Source organism: Sphingobacterium siyangense (genome assembly GCF_007830445.1).
GTDB classification, from domain to species: domain Bacteria; phylum Bacteroidota; class Bacteroidia; order Sphingobacteriales; family Sphingobacteriaceae; genus Sphingobacterium; species Sphingobacterium siyangense.
On record NZ_VLKR01000005.1, the window covers coordinates 1 to 23,335 of the forward strand.

At 40.8% G+C, this 23,335-nt stretch carries 19 protein-coding genes; 14 read left to right on the forward strand and 5 right to left on the reverse strand.

Features of this window, described 5'->3' with window-relative positions:
- From IQ31_RS06285 to IQ31_RS06300, 4 genes are all read left to right on the forward strand, one after another.
- The coding region (locus IQ31_RS06285) for an integrase core domain-containing protein (protein ID WP_208734141.1) at positions 1-292 on the forward strand (292 nt) is incomplete at its 5' end.
- Between the two features lie 424 nt (positions 293-716).
- On the forward strand, positions 717-1,079 hold the full coding sequence (locus IQ31_RS06290) for an MmcQ/YjbR family DNA-binding protein (protein WP_145327482.1): 363 nt from the start codon (positions 717-719) through the stop codon (positions 1,077-1,079).
- A 35-nt stretch (positions 1,080-1,114) separates the two neighbouring features.
- Positions 1,115-1,591 (forward strand): PCMD domain-containing protein, encoded by a 477-nt coding sequence (locus tag IQ31_RS06295; RefSeq protein ID WP_158638807.1) that lies wholly within the window; start codon positions 1,115-1,117, stop codon positions 1,589-1,591.
- A gap of 5 nt (positions 1,592-1,596) precedes the next feature.
- A complete protein-coding gene (locus IQ31_RS06300; protein ID WP_232475631.1) occupies positions 1,597-2,352 on the forward strand; it encodes a porin family protein in 756 nt (251 codons plus the stop codon).
- 100 nt (positions 2,353-2,452) lie between these two features.
- On the opposite strand, the gene IQ31_RS06305 is transcribed toward IQ31_RS06300, so the two are convergent.
- Positions 2,453-3,415 (reverse strand): isopenicillin N synthase family dioxygenase, encoded by a 963-nt coding sequence (locus IQ31_RS06305; protein WP_088163168.1) that lies wholly within the window; start codon positions 3,413-3,415, stop codon positions 2,453-2,455.
- 276 nt (positions 3,416-3,691) lie between these two features.
- On the opposite strand from IQ31_RS06305, the gene IQ31_RS06310 reads away from it, so the two are divergent.
- From IQ31_RS06310 to IQ31_RS06350, 9 genes are all read left to right on the forward strand, one after another.
- The gene (locus tag IQ31_RS06310) at positions 3,692-4,132 is read left to right on the forward strand and encodes a MarR family winged helix-turn-helix transcriptional regulator (protein WP_075995002.1); all 441 of its coding nucleotides are present in this window, start codon (positions 3,692-3,694) and stop codon (positions 4,130-4,132) included.
- Between the two features lie 40 nt (positions 4,133-4,172).
- On the forward strand, positions 4,173-6,602 hold the full coding sequence (locus IQ31_RS06315; RefSeq protein ID WP_145327485.1) for a 3-hydroxyacyl-CoA dehydrogenase/enoyl-CoA hydratase family protein: 2,430 nt from the start codon (positions 4,173-4,175) through the stop codon (positions 6,600-6,602).
- A 30-nt stretch (positions 6,603-6,632) separates the two neighbouring features.
- Positions 6,633-7,805, forward strand: a complete 1,173-nt coding sequence (locus IQ31_RS06320; protein ID WP_075994427.1) for an acetyl-CoA C-acyltransferase — start codon at positions 6,633-6,635, stop codon at positions 7,803-7,805.
- Between the two features lie 35 nt (positions 7,806-7,840).
- On the forward strand, positions 7,841-8,200 hold the full coding sequence (locus IQ31_RS06325; RefSeq protein WP_075994426.1) for a four helix bundle protein: 360 nt from the start codon (positions 7,841-7,843) through the stop codon (positions 8,198-8,200).
- Positions 8,201-8,254: 54 nt separating this feature from the next.
- Positions 8,255-10,033, forward strand: coding sequence for an acyl-CoA dehydrogenase family protein (locus IQ31_RS06330; RefSeq protein ID WP_145327486.1), 1,779 nt, complete (start codon positions 8,255-8,257; stop codon positions 10,031-10,033).
- Positions 10,034-10,155: 122 nt separating this feature from the next.
- A complete protein-coding gene (locus tag IQ31_RS06335; RefSeq protein WP_075995001.1) occupies positions 10,156-11,412 on the forward strand; it encodes a YeiH family protein in 1,257 nt (418 codons plus the stop codon).
- 868 nt (positions 11,413-12,280) lie between these two features.
- Complete coding sequence (locus IQ31_RS06340) at positions 12,281-14,878, forward strand: TonB-dependent receptor (RefSeq protein WP_145327487.1); 2,598 nt, start codon at positions 12,281-12,283, stop codon at positions 14,876-14,878.
- A 144-nt stretch (positions 14,879-15,022) separates the two neighbouring features.
- On the forward strand, positions 15,023-15,571 hold the full coding sequence (locus IQ31_RS06345; RefSeq protein WP_075994424.1) for an RNA polymerase sigma factor: 549 nt from the start codon (positions 15,023-15,025) through the stop codon (positions 15,569-15,571).
- Positions 15,561-16,268: a hypothetical protein gene (locus tag IQ31_RS06350; protein WP_198385998.1), complete on the forward strand. Its 708-nt coding sequence runs from the start codon at positions 15,561-15,563 to the stop codon at positions 16,266-16,268. Before IQ31_RS06345 ends, IQ31_RS06350 begins: the two co-directional genes overlap by 11 nt.
- A 77-nt stretch (positions 16,269-16,345) precedes the next feature.
- Here IQ31_RS06350 and IQ31_RS27605 read toward each other — a convergent pair whose 3' ends face one another.
- Together IQ31_RS27605 and IQ31_RS27610 are read right to left on the reverse strand one after the other, a co-directional pair.
- Entirely contained in the window at positions 16,346-17,674 is a 1,329-nt protein-coding gene (locus tag IQ31_RS27605) for a hypothetical protein (RefSeq protein WP_208734142.1), read from the reverse strand.
- Between the two features lie 104 nt (positions 17,675-17,778).
- Complete coding sequence (locus IQ31_RS27610) at positions 17,779-19,518, reverse strand: TonB-dependent receptor (RefSeq protein ID WP_208734143.1); 1,740 nt, start codon at positions 19,516-19,518, stop codon at positions 17,779-17,781.
- 312 nt (positions 19,519-19,830) lie between these two features.
- On the opposite strand from IQ31_RS27610, the gene IQ31_RS06360 reads away from it, so the two are divergent.
- The gene (locus IQ31_RS06360) at positions 19,831-21,027 is read left to right on the forward strand and encodes an ATP-binding protein (protein WP_145327488.1); all 1,197 of its coding nucleotides are present in this window, start codon (positions 19,831-19,833) and stop codon (positions 21,025-21,027) included.
- A gap of 90 nt (positions 21,028-21,117) precedes the next feature.
- On the opposite strand, the gene IQ31_RS06365 is transcribed toward IQ31_RS06360, so the two are convergent.
- Positions 21,118-21,681, reverse strand: a complete 564-nt coding sequence (locus IQ31_RS06365) for a nitroreductase family protein (protein WP_236560304.1) — start codon at positions 21,679-21,681, stop codon at positions 21,118-21,120.
- A gap of 17 nt (positions 21,682-21,698) precedes the next feature.
- The gene (pepT, locus tag IQ31_RS06370; protein WP_145327489.1) at positions 21,699-22,961 is read right to left on the reverse strand and encodes a peptidase T; all 1,263 of its coding nucleotides are present in this window, start codon (positions 22,959-22,961) and stop codon (positions 21,699-21,701) included.
- Positions 22,962-23,335: the final 374 nt, after the last annotated feature.

Genomic DNA, 23,335 nt, shown 5'->3' on the forward strand with positions numbered 1-23,335 from the left:
CATCCTAAAAAGCGAATATCGCATGGCTGAGACCTTTCCGGACTACAAAACGGCACTTGCACAGCTGGTCAAGGCAGTCAATATATACAATCATTTTAGGCCACATATGTCCTGCAATATGATGTCTCCCCAGCAGGCACATCAGCAATTGCAGAACCAAAAAGTTCCCAAAATGTTTCAAAGACGTAACGCTGAGTCAAAAAAGTTCCGCAGCAAAACTAGGGAAACTGTGGTTAGGGAAAGGACAACCGATAACAGTCAGAAAACGGACAATGACAACCAAATCCAGTAGAAAAAATAGGATGTAAAATCTATATAGTAATCTGTTCGGTAAATGTAAACCTATTTCAGTATAATATATTCTGCCTTTTAACGCTGCTTGTTCGGTGCTTCTTCGGTACTTGTTCGGTACTCATTCGGAGCTTCTTCGGTTACAAGCGAAGAAGCTCCGAATGAGTACCGCTTCATATCCGTCGATAATTCCTATAAATACCGAAGTTGTCCTATGCTTTTCATTGTCTAATTCCAGTTTATTCCGCATTTGTTTTTCTCTGTATCCATATCGCTTTATTGCCAATAGGTTTAATATCGTCTTTGCTAAAGATTAAAAGATTTTAAGTAAAACGATCCGCTGTTTTTGTTAGCTTTATATGGATTATTGTCCATTTTATGAAGGGCATTCAGATTAACTTAAAGGATAACTAAAACAAAAAAATATGAACATTGAAGATCTGAGAGAATATTGTTTGTCTATTGGGCCAGTTATGGAGGAGACGCCATTTGGTCCGGATACACTGGTATTTAAGGTTGGTGGCAAGATTTTTTTATTGGTGGGACTGGATCAGATTGATGAGCTTCGGTTTAATGTGAAGTGTAATCCGGAGTGGGCAATTGAACTGCGTGAAAGGCATGAACACACAGTGCTTCCGGGGTATCATATGAATAAAAAGCATTGGAATACCATTATTGCTAATCGGGAACTTGATGATAGAAAGCTTGAAGAGTTAATTTTGCATAGCTATCAACTTATTGTCGAAAGCCTGCCTGTGAAGATTAGACAAGAAATAAGTGTACGCTAAGTGTGGTTTACGTGTAAAGAATTACGGGACCTGTATTGACAGATCCACTTTCGGCAACGCAGTTTGGTCTTCCTTTCAATCAGATACCGTTGGTTTTGGAAGGTTACTATAAATATAGTCCTGGCGCGACGGTGACGGACGAAAACATGAAGCCGGTCAATACCAAAGATTCCTGTGATATCTATGCGGTTTTTTATAATCGCAAGCAGCTGATGGATTCGGAGCCTGATCCGAAGAAGAAAGTTTCCTATTTGACCGGACATAATATTTTGAAAGATCCAAGTATAGTGGCTATAGCCAGGCTGGAAAATGGTGGCGCAACAGCGACCAATGGTTTTGTCAAGTTTACATTGCCATTTAAGTACACGGCGAAAGTAACTGATGCTGACGTTGCCAATTTGGATTATAGCATTGCTATTGTGATGTCTTCGAGTAAATATGGTGATAATTTTATTGGTGCTGTCGGTAGTAAGTTAACGGTGGATGATCTCAAAATTGTAACGAAGAAATAATGAACATGATAAAATATACAATCGCAGTGGCTGCGATGGTTTTGATAGGGTCTGTTGCAAATGCGCAGGAAAATACATCGGGTGAAAGTAAATTAGGTTTTGATGTGATGGTTGGCAGTAAGATCGGCGGAGCCGCACCGCTTTCATTGCCACGTGAGATCCGAAAAATTAAAAGCTATAATCCGAATGTTCCCTTTTTTGTCGGAACAAGGGCAAACTATCGTATTGATCCCAAATGGGGAGTATCTTTGGGACTCGTCTTCGAAGGAAAGGGAATGGATACGAAAGCGACTGTTAAAGGATACAAGACGACATTCAATGCTGTGAATGATGCAAAAGAGGAGTTGAGAGGTTATTATACCGGTGATATTACAACTAAAGTGCATAATCTGTATCTGTCTGTGCCGATTCAAGCGACTTATCAGCTTTCAAATCGTTGGAATGTGCAGGCAGGTCCTTATATTTCTTTTGCGGTAAAAAAGGAATTCTATGGTGAGGCTTACAATGGCTATCTTAGACATGAAGAACCTACTGGAAATAAAATTGTTGTGGATAATGCCGATTATGATTTCTCGGAAAGTGTTAGGAGTATTGATGTTGGTATGAGTTTGGGAGCCCATTATGCTATTGACAAAAGATTTTTTGCGTTGGCACAGTTGGATTATGGCTTCAATAATATTATGAAAACCGGATTTGAAAGTATTAGTTTCGGATTGCATAATATCTTTATGAATGTTGGTATAGGTTATAAATTGAAATAGCTTTCATATCCGTAAAAAAGAAATGGCCGATCCTAAGATCGGCCATTTCTTTTTTATATGCTGTTCTGCTCATTTAAACCAATTTAAATGATGCGGAGTGTTACATTTTTAATCCGATTTCTCTTAAGCGTTCATCCAGGTATTGACCGGCGGTATAATCTTCATAGACTTTCGGGTGTTCTGCATCGATGCAGGAATCTAATGAAGCCAAACTCATGGCGGATTTTGGGTGTAAAAAGAATGGAATAGAAAAACGGGAAGTGCCCATTTTTTCACGTGGCGGGTTTACTACGCGATGCGTAGTGGATTTCAACTTATTGTTTGTTAACCGTTGCAACATATCACCCACATTGATGACGATATCTTCACCTTTGGCTTTGATAGGGAACCATTCTCCGTCTTTTGTCAATACTTCAAGTCCATCCGCACTAGCCCCAATCAATAAGGTGATAAGGTTGATATCTTCGTGAGCGCCTGCACGTACGGCATCTGGAGATAAGGCATCAGGATCGCTGATTGGAAAGTAGTGTATTGCACGTAGAATAGAATTACCATTGATAACATATTTTTCAAAGTAATCTTCTTCCAGATCAAGGTAGGTAGCAATCGCTTTTAATAAGTCCCGGCCTGTATCTTCTAATTTTTTATAGACCTCCGCTGTCACACCATTAAAGCGAGGTATTTCAGCCACTTCAGGATTGTCCGGAAAATCTGCTTTGGAGTATTCTTCACCAACGATCGTTTGACCGCGTTGCCAAAATTCCTTTAAATCAGGAGTCTTCGCATCTTTCGCTTTTTCTCTTCCTTTTGCTGTATAGCCACGTTGACCTGCAAGTTCTGGAAATTCATATTTTTCCTTCGTCTCGGTCGGCAAACCAAAAAACTCAGGAACTACCTGATATAATTCTTCAATCAGCTCTTTTGATAAGCCATGATTTGCAATCGTTACAAAGCCCGTTTCGTTAAAAGCCTTGCCAATATCTTGGATGAATTGATTTCGTTGTTCTTGGGTTCCTTGAGTATAATGTAGCAAGTCCAAGCGAGGTATGTTTACTAAAGCCATACGGTGTTGATGTTTGTTCAGGACAAAGTTAACGGAATTAATTTTGATTATTAAACAGGGGCTGTTAATAAAAGTTTTGTGTTTTGTTTTATTTAGTTGTATTTCAGTGCTTAAAAGTTTTCCACATTTTCTATTATTGGCAAATTCAGCTAAGAAATATGAAGCGCAGTCATGCTGACGAATATATGACAAAATTTATATTTTGGATCTTGTTATTCTGATTACTAACTGGTATATTTGTTATGCAAGCATAACAAATAGCTTGTGAGTACGCTTATGAACCAAAATCAGACAATCGACTATTTTTTAAAAACAGGCTGGCAGACAATTGCCAATAAATATAATCAAATTGCTTCGCAGTACGGTTTTACCCAGGCCGCAGGTTATATTTTGATTAACATTCATAAAGAGGGTACACCTGTTTCTCAGATTGCAAATTTGACAGGAGTTAAAACAACTAGTTTGTCTCGGGTGTTGAATAATTTGGAGTCATTGGGATTTATATACCGTGAGACGAGTGAGACCGACAAGAGATCTGTAAAAGTATACTTGACTGAATTGGGTCGGGAGAAAAGAAGAATTGCCAAGGATGTGGTGCGTAATTTCAATCAATACTTAGCGGATAATTTTTCAGAAAATGAACGTGATCAATTGATTGCTTCTTTAGCGAAACTCAATGAGCTTGCAACCAGTTACAAGGAAGAAGTAATCGTTTAGAAGTTAAACCAAATGTACAGAAGTGCATAATAAATATGTTATGATGAACAGAAATATTAGAAAAGTGGCGGTTCTCGGTTCGGGTGTTATGGGCTCGCGAATTGCTTGTCATTTTGCTAACATTGGTGTTGAGGTTTTATTGTTGGATATCGTTCCACGTGAACTGCTGCCAGCGGAACAAGCCAAAGGTCTCACGCTGGAGAGTAAGGTTGTTCGGGACCGAATTGTCAACAGCTCCCTAGAAACGGCTTTAAAAACAAACCCTTCGCCAATTTATAGCAAGTCATTTGTCAGACGTATCAAAACAGGTAATTTTGATGATAATCTAAAAGACATTGCTCATGTGGACTGGATCATAGAGGTTGTTGTTGAGCGACTTGATGTTAAAAAGTCTGTTTTTGAGCGTGTTGAGCAATTTCGTAAACCTGGAACATTGATTACTTCCAATACTTCTGGTATTCCTATTCATTTAATGACAGCGGACAGAAGTGAAGATTTTAAAGATCATTTCTGCGGTACACACTTCTTCAATCCGCCACGCTATCTTCCTTTATTGGAGGTTATTCCCACACCGCACACGAAGCCTGAGGTCGTTGACTTTATTCTTCATTTTGGCGATAAGATGCTGGGAAAATCTGTTGTATTATGTAAAGATACACCTGCATTTATTGGTAATCGTATCGGTGTTTATTCGATGTTGGCGGTTACTCATTTGGTGGAACCTCTTGGGTTAACCGTGGAAGAGGTCGACAAATATACCGGTCCCGCAATGGGGCATCCCAAATCGGCAACTTTTCGTACGGCTGATGTTGTAGGGCTTGATACCCTGGTGAATGTTGCCAATGGGCTGGCACAAAATGCGCCTGAAGATGAAGCCAAGGGTGTCTTTCAACTTCCAACATTCATCAGTAAGATGGTAGAGAATAAATGGTTGGGTGAGAAAACCAAGAAAGGGTTTTATGAAAAAGTAAAAGCTGCCGATGGTAATTCGGAGATTTTGTCTCTAAATCTAAAAACACTGGAATTTGGTTCACAGCAAAAAGTGAAATCAGCAACTTTGGAAGCCACCAAGCCTGTGGAGGATATCCGCAAGCGGATGAAAGTATATGAACAAGGGGGAGATAAAGCGGCGGAACTTTTCCGTGCCATGCATTATCCCTTGTTTGAATATGTGTCCCGCCGTGTTCCCGAAATTACAGATGACTTCTTCCGCATTGATGATGCCATGCGTGCTGGATTTGGTTGGGAGTTAGGACCATTTGAAGTATGGGATGCGCTAGGTGTCCGAGAGACCTTAGCTAAAATTAAGGCCGAAGAAAAACGACTTCCAGGTCAGGATGGGGAGGTTGCTTCCTGGGTACACGAGATGTTGGAAGCGGGATGTGAATCATTCTATAAAATTGAAAATGGTGTACGTCACTATTATGATATTGCGACCAAATCTTATAAAGCTATTCCCGGAACGGAAGATCTGATCGTATTGGATCATATTCGGGAAAGTAATACAATCTGGAAAAATACGGGGGTTTCTATTATTGATCTTGGCGATGGTGTCATTAACTGTGAATTTCATACCAAGATGAATACCATCGGCGGAGATGTTATCCAGGGCTTGAATAAAGCTATTGATCTCGCTGAAAAGGAATATCGCGGTTTAGTGGTGTCCAATGATGGGAAAAACTTTTCTGCTGGCGCCAACATTGGAATGATTTTCATGATGGCCGTAGAACAGGATTTTGATGAATTGAATATGGCAGTCCGTGCCTTTCAAAATACATCCATGCGCTTACGCTATTCGTCAATACCTGTAGTCGTTGCGCCATTTCAAATGACCCTCGGTGGGGGCTGTGAATTCTCCATGCATGCTGATTTTGTGCAGGCTCACGCCGAAACCTATATGGGCTTGGTTGAACTTGGCGTTGGTGTTATTCCCGGTGGCGGTGGAACCAAAGAATTTACACTACGTGCCTCGGAGGAATTTAAGGAGGATCAGATTGTTCAGAACACCTTGAAAGATAAATTCCTGACCATTGGGCAGGCGAAAGTTTCGACTTCTGCTTATGAAGCCTATGAACTCGGCTATTTGCAGAAAGATAAATTTGCAATTACAATGAACCGTGCCCGCCTTTTGGCAGATGCCAAAGCAAAGGCATTGGAATTGGCTGATGCGGGTTATGTTCAGCCTGCTCCACGCAATGATATCAGGGTTTTAGGAAACCAAGGATTGGGGATCGTGTATGTGGGGGCTTCGTCGATGCGTGAAGGTAATTATATCTCTGATTATGATCGAAAGATCTCAGAAAAACTAGGCTGGGTGATGTGTGGTGGAAATTTATCGTCACCGACCGAAGTATCTGAACAGTATCTACTGGATCTTGAACGTAAAACTTTCCTCGAGCTTTGTGCCGAACGCAAAACGCTTGAAAGGATTCAATTTATGCTGACCAAGGGTAAGCCTTTACGGAACTAAAAATCACTACTCACGAAAAAAATAAAAATAATGGAAGCATACATAGTAGCAGGATTTCGTACAGCAGTAGGCAAAGCGCCGCGGGGAGTATTTCGCTTCATGCGGGCGGATGATTTAGCCACGGATGTTATTAAACATCTTGTATCCACTGTGCCAAATTTAAATAAAGAAGATATAGACGATGTCATCGTTGGGAATGCGATGCCGGAAGCGGAGCAGGGACTCAATATGGCTCGTTTCATTTCACTGATGGGATTGGATACGGATAAGGTCCCGGGAGTAACCGTTAATCGGTACTGCGCTTCAGGTTTGGAGACTATTGCAACAGCGGTCGCAAAGATCAAGACTGGCATGGCAGATGTTATTATCGCCGGTGGGGTAGAGGTGATGTCCGGAATGCCCTTTGGAGGTTGGAAAATTGTTCCTAATCCTGTCGTAGCAAAAGAGCATCCCGATTGGTATTGGGGTATGGGATTGACTGCCGAAGCTGTAGCCAAAGATTACAATGTCTCACGTGAAGATCAGGATGCTTTTGCACTTAAATCAAATCAAAAGGCAGTTGCAGCTATTCAAAATGGTCATTTGAAAGATGGTATTGTGCCTATCACCGTAAAGGAAAATTACTTGAAAGACGGCAAGATTGCAACGCGTGAATATGTCGTTGATACGGATGAAGGTCCTCGAGCTGATACTTCCCTGGAGGCTTTAGGGAAATTAAAACCAGTTTTTGCAGCGAATGGTTCCGTGACAGCAGGGAATTCCTCACAAACTTCTGATGGGGCTGCATTTGTCTTGGTGATGTCTGAAGCAAAAGTGAAAGAGCTTGGTGTAAAACCTATAGCAAAGCTCGTTAGTTTTGCTGTAGCAGGTGTTCCACCTCGCATTATGGGTATTGGACCTATCTATGCCATACCCAAGGCTTTGGCAAGAGCCGGTCTTAAAAAGGAAGATATTGATCTCTTTGAGCTGAATGAAGCTTTCGCCTCTCAATCGCTAGCCGTAATTCGTGAACTTGGATTAGACGAAGAGAAAGTAAATGTCAATGGCGGTGCCATCGCTTTAGGGCATCCTCTTGGATGTACAGGAGCTAAATTGACGGTCCAAGTCTTAAACGAGTTGAAACGCAGAGGCAAAAAATATGGCATGGTGACGATGTGTGTCGGAACTGGTCAAGGAGCTGCTGGTATTTTTGAGTTACTTTGATCTTAGGAGTAAAGAACAAGGAGCAAAGATAAAAGATGCATAATTTTAGGAATTTAGAAATTTGGAAAGGAGCAATGGATTTGGCTCAAATTCTTTTAGAAACAACCAGATTATTCCCTGTTGATGAAAAATTTGGTTTAACCAGTCAATTGCGACGTTGTGCGGTTTCCGTTCCATCAAATATTGCGGAAGGATCTTCTCGTAGTTCAAATAAGGAATTTGCTCATTTCTTAAAAATATCTTTGGGATCCTGCTTTGAAATAGAAACGCAACTGGTTCTTGCAGAGAGATTCGAATACATTCCATCAGATCATAATGTCAAAATAATTGAACAAGTGGTTACACTGCAAAAACGAATAACAACATTTTTAAAAACAATAGAAGCAAAGCAATAGGGTATTGAGAGTCAATCTTTACTCTTTATTCCTTGCTCCTTAATCTTAAACAAAATGGACAATAAAGCAATTAAAGGCGGAGAGTTCGTGATTAGAGAGACTCCCTATACAGCCGTTTTTATTCCGGAAGAATTTGATGAAGAAGCCAAAATGATTCGTCAGACCTGCTTGGATTTCTTGGATACGGAAGTATTGAACAAGCTGGACCGTATCGATGCGCAAGAAGAAGGACTTATGCCTAGTTTGATGGATAAGGCCGGTGAACTGGGGATGTTGGGTGTTTCTATTCCCGAAGAATATGGTGGTTTCGGCAAGAATTTCAACACTTCTATGCTTGTTGCCGATGCGGTAGGTGGCGGGTTTTCTTTTGCTGTCGCATTGTCTGCTCATACGGGAATCGGTACGCTGCCTATTTTGTATTATGGTAATGATGCCCAAAAGGCAAAATATGTTCCAAAGCTTGCTACTGGTGAATGGAAGGCGTCGTATTGTTTGACAGAACCCAATGCTGGATCGGACGCAAATTCGGGTCGTACTTCCGCAAAATTAAATGCCGAAGGGACACATTATTTGATCAACGGACAAAAAATGTGGATTACAAACGGTGGTTTTGCAGATATCTTCATCGTATTTGCAAAAATCGATGATGATAAAAACCTAACGGCATTTATTGTCGAGAAAGATTTTGGTGGCATCACGATGAATCCCGAAGAACATAAATTGGGTATCAAGGGATCTTCAACACGTCAGATCTTTTTCAATGATTGCGCCGTTCCTGTAGAGAATATGCTTTCTGATCGTGAAAATGGATTTAAGATTGCTGTAAATATCCTGAATATTGGTCGTATAAAACTGGGCGCTGCCACGATCGGTTCGGCACGTATGGTGATCAACCATGCGGTGCAGTATGCCAATGAACGTGTGCAGTTTAATCTGCCGATTTCTAAATTTGGTGCCATTCGGTATAAGCTGGCTGAGATGGCAACACGTTTGTTTGCTGTGGAGTCGGCATCGTATCGTGCCGGTCAAAATATTGATGATGCTTACGATGCATTGATTGCTGGCGGTATGGATGAAGCAAAAGCAAAATTGAAGTCTGTGGAGCAGTTTGCAATTGAGTGCGCTATCATCAAAGTATGGTGCTCGGAGATGTTGGATTATGTGGTTGACGAAGGGGTACAGATTTATGGTGGAATGGGTTACTCAGCAGATGCGCCAATGGAACGCGCTTATCGGGATTCACGGATCAACAGGATCTTTGAAGGTACGAATGAAGTGAATCGATTGCTTGTCGTTGACATGCTGTTAAAACGGGCCATGAAAGGTGAATTGGATCTGATGGGACCTGCCCAAGCTGTAGCTGGAGAGCTTCTCGCTATTCCAGATTTTGGTGAAGAGGAGGATGCGCCTTTCGCTGCAGAAAAGAAAATTGTGGCAAACCTTAAAAAAGCTGGGTTATTGATTGCGGGAGCAGCAGTGCAAAAATTGATGATGTCTCTTTCCAAAGAAGAGGAAATCCTCATGAATATTGCGGATATTATCGGGTATGTTTATATCACCGAGTCAGTTTTGTTGCGCGCAGAAAAATTGCTGCATACAGGATCTGATAAAGCAGACTATGCAAAAGATATGGCTAAGATCTATCTGTATGGTGCTATTGATAAAATCAGCGCTGCCGGTAAAGAAGCATTATATTCTTTTGGTGAAGGTGATGAACTGAATATGATGTTGGTTGGTTTGCGCAGATTCACAAAAGCACAGCCATTTAATGTGAAAGATGCACGTCAGCGAATCGCAAAGAAATTGATAGATGAGAATAAATATTGTTTTTGATTGATAATAGATTATTGGTTTTGGTTGATGGCCGGAGAGAAATCTTCGGCCATTTTTGTGTTACAATCCTAGAAAGTCACTGTAATTATGCTAAATTTAACCTTTTAAACCCTAACCATTATATGACATCTTCAAGATCATTTACATTTACAGAAGACTGGGTAGTCGTCATTTTGGGGATCGCTACCATATTTCTCGCACTCTCAGGAATTGTTGCGCCAGTACCTAGTTTTTCGTGGAGTAATTCCGCCGAACTCGTCGCAACGGTTTTCGACCCGACAAATTTAATGAAGCTTTTTGAGCAGTTTATTTTTGTATTCGTTACCGCGATATTGGGCGCCTTTCTTTTGGGGAAATCTGTAAAACATTTATTCGTTGTATTTCCTGTTGTATTTATCCTTACCGTATTTGCATTGGTGCTGGCAGGGAATGCAACAGTTAAAGAATACAATCTCGAAGCTGTAATTTTTAGTTTGATTATCGGTTTAGTCATCAGCAATTGCTTTAAACTGCCTAATTGGTTTAAAGAGGCGCTCAGTACCGAGCTGTATGTCAAGATAGGCCTAATTCTGCTCGGGACTACCGTGATCTTCGGGGATATCCTGAAAGCGGGATCCTTGGGGCTTATTCAAGCACTGGCTGTCGTATTGTCCGTTTGGTATTTTGCGTTCTGGATCTGTAAAAAATTAAAGATTGACAAGGAGATGTCGCTGATGCTGTCGAGTGCAGTATCTATTTGTGGTGTTTCCGCAGCGATAGCAACTTCGGGAGCAATTAAAGGTGATAGCAAAAAGCTTTCCTATGTCATTTCACTGGTCCTTATTACGGCGATTCCAATGATGATTTTCATGCCTTATATGGCGGAGTGGATGGGCTTGTCGCAAGAAGTTACCGGTGCTTGGCTCGGCGGGAGTATTGATACAACTGGTGCTGTCGTGGCTTCAGGTTCCCTGGTCGGAGAAGAAGCGTTGAAGATCAGTACCATTGTGAAATTTTCCCAAAACGTATTGTTGGGGCTGGCTGCTTTTGCAATCAGTATTTATTGGACTTATGCGAAATCGGTTGATGATGAAACCAAGCGGGATAAGCCTACGCTAAAAATTATATGGGAGCGTTTTCCGAAGTTTGTGTTGGGATTTGTATTTGCATCGCTGCTCTTTTCATTCGTGATATCTCCCGAGAAGATTGATGCCGTCAAAGGAAGTTTGAAAAATTTACAGGGCCTCTGGTTTACCTTGGCATTTACATCTATTGGTTTGGAAACGAACTTTAAGGATCTTTTTGCTCAAGACAATAAGAAACCGCTATATGCTTTTCTGATTGCGCAGACTTTTAATGTTATTATTACCTTATTGATTGCACTGGTGCTATTTCGCTAAGACGGTAAGTGTTTCAAGGTGAAATAGATTGTTAAAATATGACTGTAAAGATGGGGCTGTCCAAAAAGGTTGGATAGCCCCTTTTTTCTTGAATTTTTACCGAATCCCTATACAGGTACTTTTCAAATATTCAATTCTCAGAGGGTTTGTTTTTACTTTTTAGACACCTTCTTTTTTATGCTTTTTCATCAAGGGTTTATGCGTGAATTTTTTTCTGATTCGTAGCACAGATCTTCGTTTTTTATACAATCGCTTGCTTCTTGATTTTCGCTGGGTAGTTGGTGATTAGGATGGTTGCCTTCGCGATTTTTTTCATGCTGAAAGAAATTTGAGACGCTTTTTATTTGCTTTAAGTGTCTTAAAATTAAGGCTTAATGGCTTTTTGAAAAAAATATTATTAAATCTATCAAATTAGTAGTCTTTTAAAAAATATTTATATATTTGTATCGTTATCTGATTTACAGGTAAATAGGAAGGCGAGCAAAAAGGACTGACTTGATTATGAATCGAACTAGCCATGAAATTGATTTTATAAAAAAGAAATGTGATGAAAGTTGTTTGAAATTGCCGCCTGATAAGTGCATATACGGATTCGTTTATGCAGCAGGAAATAAAAGAAAATAACAAGATAAAAAGAATGAAACAAAATTACTCTCCAAAAACAAATTTATTGGTTGCTTCGGTAGAAGGATCTGTTGTTACCCTAAAAAGTGACAAGAAACGAATGTGTTGTTAAAATTTCTCTCTTACACTCTCTTATATTAGAAAAGGGAAGCCGAGGCTTCCCTTTTACAAAGTTTTAACAATGAAGCAAGTATCGATTGGCGTTGGCACTTGTTTTAGATTCACCATTAAACTGAATAAATTTATGAAAAAAAATGCTATTTTTCGAATTAGCGTCATTTTTAGCTTGCTTTTAACAGGTTCTTACCATACCTACGCGCAAGTAGAAAACCCTAAACCTATTATAAATGCCTCGTTAACAGGTACCGTAATTGACGCCGTAACAAAAGAGCCCCTGCAAGGCGTAACGGTTCAGTTGGAAGCCGTTACACACCAGGTGAAAACCGACAGTAAAGGCGTTTTTCAATTTGTAACTGGACAAAAATTGCCATTTTCATTGATCGTATCCATTGTTGGTTATCAAACTCGTCATATCGTGGTGGACCATTCTCCAGCAGTGATTGAGCTTACCCCACGATTGGAAGCATTGGATCAAGTAGTGGTCACCGCACGCCGTCGTAAGGAGCAGTTGCAGGATGTTCCGATTCCCGTATCGATTATTCGTGGCGCAGCATTGGAGGATGCAGGGGCATTTAATGTCAATCGACTAAAAGAGCTTGTACCTACAGTTCAGTTATATGCATCGAATGCACGTAATACGACGCTTAATATCCGGGGACTGGGCTCAACTTATGGCCTCACCAATGATGGTATCGATCCTGGTGTAGGATTTTATCTTGATGGTGTATATATCGCCCGCCCTGCCGCGACTTGGCTGGACTTTATTGATATCGACCAGATAGAGGTGCTGCGTGGACCTCAAGGTACACTCTTTGGAAAGAATACAACAGCAGGTGCATTTAATATAACCTCACGTTTACCACAATTCACACCAGAGGCCAATGTGGAAGTCAGCTACGGAAACCAAGGTTTTATTCAGGCGAAGACTTCAATCTCAGGGCCATTGGCCAAAAACCTGGCTGCGAGAGCTTCTTTCTCTGGCACACAACGGGATGGAAATTTGTTTAATGTACATACCAATAGGAAGATCAATGATATTAACAACCTGGGCTTTAGAGGGCAATTGCTGTTTACCCCAACCGAGAATATCAAACTGGTGCTTTCGGGTGATGTGTCATCACAGAAACCCGATGGTTACGGCTGGGCGGTTGCCGGAGTTGTAAAAACACAGCGTGCGGACTACAGACAATTTGATGCAATTATTAAAGATTTGGGCTACGAGTTGCCTTATAAAAGTGCCTTCGAGCGTAAGATAGATTTGGATACTCAATCTAAAGCTGATAATAAATTGGGTGGGGTCGCATTGAATGCCGATATCAAGATTGGAGAAGGGACACTGACCTCAACCTCTGCGTGGCGGACATGGACATGGGTTCCGCTCAATGACCGCGATTATTTAGGACTTCCGGTATACACCGTTTCAGCAGGTAATTCCGTCCATAACCAGTGGTCACAGGAGTTCAGATACTCTGGTAAAATCAGTGAAAAGGTCAGCGGGGTTGTTGGTTTATTTGGCCTTTGGCAGGATTTGGGGACAGATCCCGTACATACCGAAGAAACAGGATCTGCCTTTTGGCGTTTTCAAAAAAGCTCTACCAGTGCTTTGTGGCAGACACCGGGATTATTTGATAATTTTGGAATCAAGACCGTTTACGGGATTAAAAGGACAAGCTTGGCAGCCTATACACAGATTGATTGGGCTGTAACGCCAAAATTACATATCCTCCCAGGGCTGCGCTACAACTACGATAAAAAGGTGGCTAACTACGATAGGCAGACCTATGGTGGTTTGCAGACCTCAGATCCCGCCCTGCTTGCCTTAAAGAACGGTGTATATACCAATCAGACTTTTGATGTCAATGCGGATGCAGACAATTTCTCTGGTCAACTCTCCGCAAGATATCGCTTCAATCCGAAGATAAATGCTTACGCAACGTATTCAATCAGCTATAAACCTGTCGGTATCAACGTCGGCGGATTGCCGACAGCCAATGGAGCGGTGTTGCTGGATCTCGCCGAAGTAAAACCTGAGGCTGTCCGCCATAAGGAAATTGGTGTGAAGACAAATCCAACACGCAATTCACTCCTCAATCTGACCGTCTACCAAACGGATATCAAAGACTATCAGACCCAAGTGCAGACTCCTGAACCAGGGGTAAACCGTGGTTATCTGGCCAATGCCGAGAAGGTGCGTGTAAAGGGAGTTGAATTGGATGGAAACATCAACATCGGACATTTTCTCCGATTGAATGGAGCACTGGCCTATACAGATGCCAAGTATGTCAAATTTACCAATGCACCTGTCCCTTTAGAAGAGGTTGGCGGAGCTCAGGCTTTTAAAGATATTTCTGGTGGCGTCCTTCCTGGTGTTTCCAAATGGTCTTGGTCGCTGGGTGGCGAAGCGAATAAAAGCGGTAAGCTGATCGGGATTAATGGATCTTACTTTTTGGGTGCAGACCTATTTCACCGTTCTAAATTTTCGTCCAGTTCTTCACCATCTCAATACCTAAATATTGATGCCTATTCGGTCTTGAACGCCAGGCTAGGATTCAGGGGATCGAATGGTATTTCGGTGTTTGTGTGGAGTAGAAATCTAACAAATAAAGATTACTACGAGCAGTTGCTGGCGGCACCTGGAAGTTATGGGCAATACGCAGGTGTAGTTGCAGATCCAAGGACTTACGGCGTTACACTGCGATACAATTGGAAACAAGGGAATTAAATCCGTAATTCATATTATATTCTTATCGACCGTCTCCATTTTATCATGGGGACGGTTTTTGTTTTTTCGGTAATTTTGAATAGCTCCTTTTTTTATATATGGAAATTTGTATATTAAATCATCATTAAGGTGAATGATTTGCGCATGAACGAAAAAGAGCTTTTACAACACTATAAAACAAGCGGTGACTTGTCTACACTGGGGAAACTATATTCGCCCTATATGTCTTTGCTTTATGGTGTGTGCTTTAAATACTTACAGGATCCCGATCGTAGTCAGGATGCTGTGATGCAGATATTTGAAGAACTGATACCGAAGCTTCGTCAATATGAAGTCGATAATTTTAAGAGCTGGTTACACGTTTACAGTAAAAATTATTGCCTTATGCAATTACGTAAGGATAAGCGGACGACGCAGGTTGATATTGAAAACAATTTGTTTGAAAGCGAACAAAAGCTAAATGATACCAGTGAAGCGAAGTGGGAAGAAAAGGATTTCGAGAAACTGGAAGGCTGTATGCAAACTTTAAACCGCGAACAAGAGGAATGTGTACGTTTGTTCTATCTCGAGCAAAAATGTTATAAAGATATTGCAGATTTGACTGGATATGATTTGAATAAGGTCAAAAGTGCTATTCAAAATGGAAAGCGCAATCTGAAAATCTGTATGGAAAGGAAAGAAAATGGAAAATAATTATCAATTATCAAGGATCCATAATTACATCCATGGTTTGATGAGTAAAGAGGAGATGTTTCAGTTGGAACGTGAAGCGTTGGAAGATCCCTTTTTACAAGATGCCATCGATGGTTACCGATTGCAAAATGGTGTGGATGCCCGGCAATTGAGCCTATTGCAACAACGCCTGAATCGTAGGGTGGAAGATACTGTTGCAACAAGACACGCCCAGTATTTCACATGGCAGCGTTTGGCCATAGGTGCTACCGCGGGTGTACTTTTTGTGACTTTATTGGCCCTGCTATATTTTAAACATTTTAGCGGTAAAGCTGAGCGCACAACGGATGTAGAATTAAGTGAACCTGAAAATAGGGTATCTGTTCAACCTTTGCTGGATGGGGGGGATGCAACACCCCGTGAAGGATGGAAAATTTTTGAACAGTACCTCAACCAGAAGTCCGTAGCGCCTGCAGGAGGTGGCGAAATTATTGTCAATTTTACAGTCGACAAAAATGGAGTGCCCACTAATATTAGTACCGAAGGGCAACCCGATCAATCACTCTATAATGAAACGGTTCGCCTTCTCCAGAATGGACCAAAATGGCAGGGAACAAAAGGACGTTTAAAGATTGTTTTCCCCGCGAAAGCGGAAAATAATCCGGCACAAGCAGCTGTCATTAAACCTCCGCATTGTTTTGGAATTGAGAAGAAATAGAAGTGATCTGATAAAAGCAGCGAGCCATTTCTTTCATAGGAAATGGCTCGCTGCTCTTTTTATAGGGTCTGAATTACTTAAAATGCATATCTCAGGCCCAGTTGTACTTGATAAGGATTACCATTTAAGTTAGATACGCCAACGCCTGAACTCATATTATAAACATATTGTTGATTCGCTGCATCAAAGCTTTTGATGGCATATAGATTTTGTTTACCCAGATTGTGTCCTACGCCCCAAGTTTTTTTCAAAAGGTTGGCTACATTGAAAATGTCTATCGAAGCTTCGATGCCATGTTTCTTGTAAACTTTTAGATTTTTGGCCAAGTGCAAGTCAAATACGCCATAAAAACCGTTGATGCCTCCGTTACGTTCGGCTATGCGGTCGAGGTTTCCATTGATGTATTTTTTGATGCTTTGCTCTGCATTTGGATCGTCTAAAATAGCTTGAATGCCGGTTTTGATGTAATCGGGGGTGTTTTTGTTATTTGGATCGTATACGAAGGCAAGATCGTTGGAATTTACAAAATCACCGTTGACATTCCCATTGACCGCTAAAGAATAGCGTGTTCCTGCAATTCCGCTGAAACGTAAACCCATCGAAACACCCCATAATGATGGCATGGTACCATAAAAGACGACTTTATGGCGGAATTGATTGTCCGAATATGTCATCGTACTCAAGTCGCGTGGATCATCTTTGACCATCAGGGAAAGGGTGGCGGAGTTGGCAACATTACCGTTATAGGAGGTATTATCTTTTGTATCGTTCCAAGTGTAAGACATGGTGATCTGACCGTCCTTATAATAACGATAAGTTCCGTCCAGTACAACGGTGTAAGAATTATTTTTCCCTTCACTGTTCATTTCTAATACACGGCCTATTTGTTTGGTTTTACGGCTATTGGTCCAGTTGGCGGCACCATTTGTCGTGTTGATGCTCGATGCAGGAACATACACCCCACGGTTACCTTCGGCAGTAAGTCTAAAGTAAGGGTCCTCCACCATATTGCGATCTACATACATATAATTGTTGCGTCCCCAAGTTCCGTAAGCACTTAATCCGATACGTAATGAAGGTGTGAAAAAGTGATTGATGGAGATATTGGCTTTATATACCGTCGGCACTTTCACATCCTTACTATTGGTATTGATGGTGACAAGTTTTTCAATCTTTGGATTGTCCAACAATTCACGTCCCGGAGCTGTATCGGGATCCTTGCGATATCCTGCAAAATTTGGCTTGGGAATTAAGGTCGGGTCAGTAATATCTACACCGGCAATGCGTGAACCATCAAACAACATATTGTTTAACATAGAATAGGGGTTGAGGGCCGAACCGAATATACCAGCGCCAAAACGGATGATATTTTTCTTTTCTTCATTGATATCCCAGTTGAACTGCACACGGGGCTGTATCTGAAAGGTATTGATCCCATTATCGGTCGAGAGACCCAGTTCGTCATAGACCGTTTGGTTGAATGTTGCCTTCTTTAGGTATTTCGTGTTGTCTAGACGTAGCCGCCGACAACATCAAGACCTCTTGCGATTTTAGCTTCCATTTGTCCATAAAGGCCTACAGCCAGATTGTTGACCAGGGTGTTTTCTTTGTCGGTCATATATACATCACGGGCATAGCGATAAGGAGTCAGGTTGTCGAAATTTTGCAGACCGGTAAAATAAAAGCGACCATTCATTTCGCTGCCGTAGCGGAAGTCCATGTTGGTATACATGACATCTGCACCGAAGGTATATTTGATTTTATCTGTATTATAATATAGGTTGTTGACCAATTGTAACATATTTCCGTTGAACCATTCTGGCGCGTAACGCTGACCACCAAGCTGTATTGAATTGGTATATTTATTTGTACCGTCTACAGATTGAACGGATTCGACGATCGCACGCGGAATACTGTGTGATTGATCAAATCCAGCAACATTATGCTGTGCTTCTGAGCGTTCATAGAAATGTTGTACCTTCAAATCGTTGGTCAGTTTGGAGTTGATAGACGTACGCAAGGAGGCCATTAGGCTATTGTTTATGTATCTTCTGTTGGTATAAGATTCAAAAGCATTGATCCCTGTATTGTCCCCTTCCTGTTGATTGTCCATATCGTAGACAAAGTTGTTACGAATTGTCAATAGGTTTTTATCGTTCAACTGCCAGTCAATGCGGGCAAAGGCAGCATCGGTCTTTTTCTTTTTGTCGAAAGAGCCAAACAGACGATCGGCGCTAGCGCCATATTTGCCCACAGCAATGCGGGTAAACTCATCTAAAGTAGCCTGCGTTACTTTGTAACGTGCAATATCCTCGTTTGTTTGAATATCAGCGATCTGAAGTGGGCGGGTATCCATTTGACGGTCCCAGGTTACAAAGAAATGGGCTTTGTCCTTGATGATTGGCCCACCAAGTGAAAATCCATATTGATAGGTGGAGAATTTTTGTTTACGTGCCGTTCCATTCAGGTTGTACTTGCTCGAAAGCCAGCCCGCACGAGCAAAAGTGAACGCACTTCCCGTTAAGGTGTTGGTGCCTGATTTGGTTACTGTGGTAATACTTCCGCCACCGCTGCGGCCGAACGTGACATCGTAGTCATTGGTCACTACCTTGAATTCCCGAATCGCTTCCATGGAGATTGAATAGGCGCCACCGCTGTTCCCGCCAGCGACGGTACTCCGTGAATTCATGCCGTCTACCGTAAAATTGGTCGAAGATGCTCGTTGTCCGGCTAGATTTGTTCCACTGCTAACAGGTGATAAATCAATTAGCGAGGAGAAATTACGTCCATTTACAGGCATTTTTTTGAGATCATTGGCCGTAATAGCTGTGGATGCACCCAATGTCTTGATCTTGTTTTTTAGATCAGCTGCAGTTCCCTGAACGATGACTTTATCCAATTTATTTTCGGCTGATGATAAGGTAAAATCTACATTGAGTTCGTCACCATAGCTTAATTTATAGTCGGTCTTTTTTTGTTCGGCATAGCCAACATGGTTTACTGATATGCTGTACGGTGACCCTAAAGGTAATTGTGGAAAGGTATAGATACCATTTTGATTCGTCAGTGTTGTTTGTTTAAACCCGGTAGATTCATTTTTTACCGATACAGACGTTCCTTTTACGGGGCCATTGTTGTCCATGATACGACCTGTAATGGTTGCTTCCGTACCCTGAGCCCAGCTGTTGGTTGGAATTTGAAAAAATGTAATGATGGTCAATGAGATTAACCAAATGATCTGTCTTTGCATAATAATTTCACTTTTTAGTTGATTAGTGTCTGTCACAAGTATGTTGCGAAATTATCCCTGCAAGATTGTTAAATGGTTAAGGGCTCATTATTAAATATTTAATAAAAATGGATTTAGGTTGCCTATTGCGTATAATTAATTAACCTATACACAGAGCGGGCGGCTCGGAAGAAACCGAGCGGTTTGCTATTAAAATATCTTTAAATAGATAAATATTTGTTTCTTTTGTTCAGTGCAGTGAACGATTTTTTATATTTTTGTTTTTTATAATAAACAAAATAGGCATTTTTCAAACAAAATAAACATTATCACATGGAAGAACTAGTTCAACAATTTAAACGACGCATAAGGTTTGTGGATATGAATTTTGTGCGAAATATAATGTATGAAATTAATTGGTCCGCTCGCTTAATTGGAATTAAAGGAGCAAGGGGAATTGGTAAGACGACCTTATTGCTTCAATACATTAAGCTAAATTTGTTCGACAGGTTGGACGAAGTGCTTTATGTCAGTTTGGATGCAGTGTGGTTCAATAATAAGTCTTTGCTGGATTTAGTATATGAATTCGATCAAAAAGGAGGAAAGTATCTGTTTCTGGATGAAGTACATAAATATGAAGGCTGGGCCCAAATATTAAAAAATATTTATGACGACTACCCTGAGATGAAGATCATCTTTACTGGCTCCTCCCTTTTAGAAATTCTGAATGCCCGTGCTGATTTAAGTCGTAGGGCAGTAGTTTACAAAATGCAGGGATTTTCCTTTCGTGAATTTCTTTCATTGGAAACAAAAACTACTTTCCCAATATTTAGCCTGGATCAAATTTTAGAAGAGCATAGCAAAGTGGACTATAAAATCAATGCCATAGTTAAACCTTTTCAGCATTTTGAGAAATATTTGAAATATGGTTATTATCCTTATTACCGAGAACAGCTTGATTTATATGAGATGCGAGTAATGGAGGTCATTAATATGATTCTGGAAATTGAATTGCCGCTCTTACGAAATGTAGATATCGCTTATGTTACTAAGATTAAGCAATTGCTTGTTATCATTGCTGAATCTGTCCCTTTTGTGCCTAACATCAGTAAGCTCAGTGAAAAGATTGGTATTAGCCGGACAACTCTGTTGTCTTATCTCTACTATTTGGATGAAATTAGTTTAACGCATAATCTCTATAAGGTGGGTGAAGGTATAAGTCAGTTACAAAAACCATCTAAAATTTTTCTAGACAATACCAACCTTTCCTTCTTATTTGCACATGAAAATGTTAACCCTGGAAATCTAAGGGAAACATTTTTTGTTAACCAACTTGCATTTCAACATCAGGTGAACTATGCGGAGCAAGGAGATTTTATTGTTGATGAAAAGTACACCTTTGAGGTAGGAGGGAGAGACAAGTCCAATAAACAAATTAAAGGAATAAACAATGCCTACATTGCAGCAGATGACATTGAGTTTGGTCATCAAAATAAGGTCCCACTATGGTTGTTTGGCTTTTTATATTAATAGCATACTATTTGATGCAAATGGTAGCAAGAAAAAATCAGAAGCGGCCTGGAAGTGTGGCTAGACCGCTCTGTATTTCTATATAGAGATTTACTCTTCCCAACGAATTTTATCTGCAATGGGTGTACGGATAGGTTCACGCGCCTCAGATTGGTGGTGTCCTAAGTAGAATAGACCGATACATTTTTGATTTTCTTCGAGATTTAAGAAACCACCCAAGTGATTGATTAAACCTGGAGTCGCCCAGTATCCCCCGATATTTAGCGAGTGTGCAGCCAACCACATGTTTTCAACTGCAGCAGCTGTACAAGCCAATTCTTCCCATTCGGGAACTTCACCTGTATAATTGACAACAATAGCGATCGCAACGTTTGACTGTGTTGCTTTTTTGCCCATTGTTATTTCTGTTGCTTCAGTGTACTTCTCTGCTGGTGTTACCGATTTGTAAATACGTGATAACTCCGTGCCCAAACGTTCCAATCCCTCTTTGCGGAAGATGACAAAACGCCAAGGTTGTGTCCTTTTATGTGTTGGAGCAGCATTGGCCGCTTCCAAGATACTCAAGATATCTTCTTTACTGACTTCTTCTTCAGTGAAGGAAGCTTGAAATACTGATCTTCTGTAGTGTATTGCCTTTAATACGTCGTTTTTCATTATAATTTATTTTTCCTTTATGCTTTTTCTTCCCATAAAGATACAACATGCAAAATTGTTTTGACGGCTTTTTCCATATCTTGTACAGCTACCCACTCTTGTTTTCCATGGAAAGCATGCCCTCCGGCAAAAATATTTGGACAAGGCAGCCCCATAAACGAAAGACGGGAGCCATCTGTTCCACCACGGATACTTCTTCTTTCGGCTACCATTCCTGCTCGGTTGATGGCTTCCATCCCGATTTCCATAATTTCAGGATGCTGATCCAGCACTTCTTTCATATTACGGTATTGTTCTTTTACAACAAAAGTATAAGTACAGTTTGGATATCGCTCCACGATTGATTTTGCTATACCTTCCAGTTCATCTTCATGTTTCTTGAGATTGGCCGTAACGTGATCACGTACGATAAATTGAATTTCTGCTTTTTCCACAGATCCACTGATATGAACAGGATGTACGAAACCGTCTTTTTTGTTGGTGCTTTCAGGTGAAAGCCTATCTTTCGGTAGCGCCTCAATTATTGCACTGGCGATTTTGATGGCGCTTTGCATCTTCCCTTTAGCAAAACCTGGATGCACCGATACGCCATGAATAGTTAATGTAGCTCCATCTGCGGAAAATGTTTCATCTTCGATGGTTCCGGCTCTTTCACCATCCATGGTATAAGCGAAATCTGCTGCTAAACGTTTTAAATCTGCTTTATCAACACCTCTACCAATCTCCTCATCTGGCGTAAAAAGAATTTTGATGTCACCATGTTTGATTTCAGGATGTTTCATTAATAAACGGGCAGCATCCATGATTTCGGCCACACCTGCTTTGTCATCTGCACCGAGTAAAGTAGTGCCACTCGCTGTAATGATATCATGGCCAATTTGATTGGCTAGATCGGGATGTTCGGCATATTTGATGATAATACTATTGTCATCAGGAAGCACAAGATCTTGGCCCTGATAGTTAGCATGAACCAGTGGTTTTACATCTTTTCCAGAAGAGTCCGGAGATGTATCCATATGAGAACAGAAACAGATAACGGGAACTTGCTTTGTGGTATTGGATGGAATAGTTGCGTAAATATATCCATTTTCATCCATTGCCGCGTCTGAAATACCCAATGCCAGCAACTCCGTTACAAGTAACTTTCCTAGGTTCTTTTGCTTTTCTGTAGAAGGACATGTTGGTGAATTTGCATCAGATTGTGTGTCAATCTGTACATAGCGTTGAAATCTTTCGGATACCGAAAAATCACTTATGTTGTTGATCTCAAATGTGCTCATTTTCTAATAGCCCTAATGTGATAAGGGTGGTCAAACTTAGATAAATTGCTTTTTATTTGCAATTTAATTTGGTTGCATTTACAAACAATTTACCCTTCATACATGCGTTTGACGCTATTGTAACAAATGGGCAATAACAGAAAGAGATCGGAGCGGATAGAATCCTAATTTTCCTAAAGAGAATGTACCGCTAAAGAAAATGTATCGCTAGATAGCATTGTGCTGGAGATCTTTTGAGCTGTTTGGTTTATCCATGGATAGGAAAAAAGAAATCATGATGGTCCTGCATCAATTAAAACCTTCATGACTTCGCAGACACCAACAGCAATGAAAGCAAACTGAAGGTTCTTCCTGGCCAATAAGACCAGACAATT